Source organism: Thiohalomonas denitrificans, assembly GCF_016841685.1.
GTDB lineage: Bacteria > Pseudomonadota > Gammaproteobacteria > Thiohalomonadales > Thiohalomonadaceae > Thiohalomonas > Thiohalomonas denitrificans_A.
The window spans coordinates 1-3,421 of sequence record NZ_JAENYR010000149.1 but is presented as its reverse complement, the minus strand read 5'-3'; the positions used below and the strand labels follow the sequence as shown (position 1 = coordinate 3,421).

The window sequence follows — 3,421 nt, the reverse complement described above, 5'->3', positions numbered from 1 at the left end:
TTCCGCACGACTCCATGGATGGAGGAGTTAGAGCGAAGCAGGATGCCCGAGCCGAATCGATCAGTATTAAGTCCAACAGGCTCCCAGTGAGTGGCAAGGTTTATTGTTCGCCACTGGTGGCGGCTCAGGATAAGGGGATGGGTGGAGCGGTAGCGAAACCCATCGTCTTTTCGCAGAGATGGGCTGGAACGGGATCGCTCCAGCTCCTCATGGAAAAACAAAAATGAAATACCTGTGCCTTTGTTACTACGACACCGACGCATTTGCCAACCTCAATTCGTCTGATGAGCAGGCAATCGCTGCGGCTTGCCAGCCGCATGAAGCTGCTTTGAAAGCTACAGGAAAGCTTGTCACACAAGGCTCTCTCTCTTCCCCGGACTCTTGGACTCATTTCGTCCCAAGGAATGGAAAGCCGAGTCTGGTACAAGGTCCTTACATCAAGAGCAGTCGTCAAGCAGGCGCTTTTTTTGTTATTGAGGCAAAAACTTTCGAAGAGGCACAACGGGTCGCCTCAAGGCATGCGGCAGCAAACTTCGGTGAACATCTGGGCTTTGCAGTTGAGGTTCGTGCTTGTGAAATGTACGACACCTATGAAGTGGGCAATAGGGGCTTAGCCATCTAACCAACTATAGGTCGCGCGGCGAAGGGAGCCGGTCTTGATGCGGTGGTGGTTGCCCTGAGATGAGGACAGGGAGGCCGTAGGGGCAATGCATGCGTCCTACTTCCGCAGAAGCCAATCTCGTCGCTGCGCTACGGGACAGGCGGTGCTGATGCGTGCCGGCCTCCGAAAAATGCACCATACGGGGCTTCGGTGCCGTGGCGGTGCTGGGTCACCCGGCCTATTACCCGCCTTTCGGTGCCTTGCCCGCTGCACGGTTTGGCATCGGCTGCGAACACGACGTTCCGGAAGAGGTGTTCATGATGAAGGAACTGCAGCCGGGTTATCTCCGTAGGGCCATGGGTACCATCCACCATCATGCAGCGTTTGCGGATCTCTGAGGATCGGCAACCCAGTCACTCCCACTCCATTTCCTGGTACACCTGCTGGGCATTGCGGCCCTTGAGGGCTTCGTAGTCTTGAAGGTGAGTGAAGTGTGATTGATCCAGCGTACCAATCTCCGTGATGCTGCCACCAGCATCCATGAAAGAACCCACCGTTTCTCGCAGGAACACAAGATAGTCCAGGGTATCCTCCCTGGCTTGGGCGAGATCGGTTGCCGGACCGTGTCCCGGAACCACTGCCCTCGGTTCCAGCGCGGCCACCGTTCCGAAAGCATCGATCCAGTTGCGGCTGCTGGAGTGGGACATCACTCCGAGTAGTCGCCCGACATAGACCACATCGCCGGTGAAAACGACGCGCTGTGCCGGCAGCCAGACAACGCTGTCACCGGGAGTATGGGCCGGGCCGACAAGTTGAAGTTCGAAAGCAGTGCCACCCAGAACGAAGTCGGTTCCCTCGGCAAAAACCTCATCCGCATAGACAGGTTCTGTTCCGGCCATTCCCTTCTCGCCCACTAGATTGCTCAGCACGAATCGCTGGTCTTGCAGGCGACTGCGCTGATCGTCCACCGCCGCCTCGCTTGCGATAATGTGTGCACCGCGTTCCTTGAAGTAGCCGTTGCCGAGCCAGCGATGGTCCTGTCCGCCGGTGTTGACCACCACTGTTACCGGCTGGTCGGTGACCTGTTGGATGAGTGTATCGATGGCCGCCGCACCCTGGTAACTGCCGCCGGAATCGATAAGCACCACGCCGGCTTCTGTTACCACGAAACCAAAAGTGGCGTTATTGCCAAGGTTTTCCGGCGTGCGGTTGCCGAAAGGACCGACTATTGCATAGACATGCTCATCGACCTTCTGTAATCGTAATGCCTCGCCGTTTGCCATCGCCGTACCGGTACCGATCAGCGATATCGCCAACAGGACAAAAAGGGATTGAATAAACCTGATATTCTTCAACGGTTTTCTCTCTTGAAGAGGAAGGGCTTGACTGAGAGTCTACCTTGATCGCAATGACGAAGTCCGTTTGCGATGCGTGCCGCGATCGATGAGTATGGCCATAAACCCGACGGGAGCGACCAATGTACGATTTTCTCGAACAGAGTACGCGTCTCATGCAGCAGGCGGCCGAACTCGGCGCTATCGATCCCGCGGTGGCCGACCTGTTGGCGGCGCCTGCCCGCGTGGTCGCCTTTCGTATTCCCCTGAAGATGGATGATGGCAGTTGCCGCATCTTCGAAGCCTTTCGCGTACGTTATAACGACGCCCTCGGCCCCACTCGCGATGGCACGCGCATCTCCCCCGACCTCGATCTGGAGGAGTGCAAGGCCCTCGCGCTGATCATGTCCATCAAACATGCAGCCGGACTGATCCCGGCCGGCGGCGGCAAGGGGGGCATTGCCGCCGACCCGCGCGAGCTGAGCCGGTGGGAATTCGAACGCCTGTGCCGGGCCTATATCCGTTATCTGCGCCCTATGGGTCCGGACTACGATGTACCCGGTGCCGATATAGGCACCGACCTGCAGTCCATGGCCTGGATGCTCGACGAGTACGAGCAGATCACCGGCCGCCATGCGCCGGCGGCGGTTAACGACAAACCGACGATTATCGGCGGCACCCTTGGCGGCTATGAGGCAACCGGCAACGGTGTGTTTGATGTCTTCCGTGAAGCCGCGGAGGAGAGCGGCCTGGAGATCCAGGGTGCCAGCGTCGCGTTGCAGGGTTTCGGGCAGGTAGGTTCGGTGGCGGCGTTATGTTTCCACGAGGCCGGCTGCCGGGTGGTCGCCGTGAGCGACAGCCGCGGCGGCGTGTATGCAGAGGACGGGCTCAACGTGCCGGCACTGCTGGAACACAAGCGGCAGACCGGCCGGGTGGCCGGCTTTCCCGGCACCACGCTCATCACCAACGCCGAACTGCTGGAGTCCGACTGCCAGGTCCTGGTGCCGGCGGCGCGCCAGGGGGTGATCACTGAAGATAACGCGCCGCGCATCCGCCCGCGCCTCCTGGTGGAGGCGGCCAACGCCCCGACCACGGTCGAAGCGGATGCCATTCTCATGGAGAACGGCGTCATCGTGGTGCCCGACGTGCTGGCCAACGCCGGTAGCGTGCACCTGTGCCAGATGGAGCGCACCCAGGGGCTGTGCGACGACTATTGGGATCTGGACAAGGTGAGCCGACTGCGGCGCGAACGGCTGGTGGGCGGCTACCGGTCGGCGCTCAATACGGCGGCCAGATACGGTGTCACCTCGGCCCGCCTCGGCGCGTGGATTAACGCCCTCAAGCGTATTGAGGAGGCGGTGAAAACACGAGGCTGGTGCTAGGAGCCTGTCGGACTTAACACTGATCGACTCGGCTCGGCCATCCTGCTTGGCTCTAACTCCTCCATCCATGGAGTCGTGCGGAAAAGCCGGATTTGGCCAGATTT

At 59.7% G+C, this 3,421-nt stretch carries 5 protein-coding genes; 4 read left to right on the top strand and 1 reads right to left on the bottom strand.

Annotation, left to right across the window (positions count from 1 at the left end):
- The 3 genes from Q7L05_RS17200 to Q7L05_RS17190 all read left to right on the top strand — a co-directional run.
- A partial coding sequence (locus tag Q7L05_RS17200) for a hypothetical protein (protein ID WP_303909517.1) occupies positions 1-227 on the top strand: 227 nt, incomplete at its 5' end.
- Entirely contained in the window at positions 224-622 is a 399-nt protein-coding gene (locus Q7L05_RS17195) for a YciI family protein (protein WP_303909514.1), read from the top strand. The genes Q7L05_RS17200 and Q7L05_RS17195, both read left to right, overlap by 4 nt.
- Before the next feature lie 152 nt (positions 623-774).
- Entirely contained in the window at positions 775-999 is a 225-nt protein-coding gene (locus tag Q7L05_RS17190; protein WP_303909512.1) for a hypothetical protein, read from the top strand.
- Positions 1,000-1,014: 15 nt separating this feature from the next.
- Here the strand turns inward: Q7L05_RS17190 and Q7L05_RS17185 are convergent, their stop codons facing one another.
- Positions 1,015-1,956, bottom strand: coding sequence for an MBL fold metallo-hydrolase (locus Q7L05_RS17185; protein ID WP_303909511.1), 942 nt, complete (start codon positions 1,954-1,956; stop codon positions 1,015-1,017).
- Between the two features lie 122 nt (positions 1,957-2,078).
- Between Q7L05_RS17185 and Q7L05_RS17180 the strand changes: the two genes are divergently transcribed.
- A complete protein-coding gene (locus Q7L05_RS17180; protein ID WP_303909509.1) occupies positions 2,079-3,317 on the top strand; it encodes a Glu/Leu/Phe/Val family dehydrogenase in 1,239 nt (412 codons plus the stop codon).
- Positions 3,318-3,421: the final 104 nt, after the last annotated feature.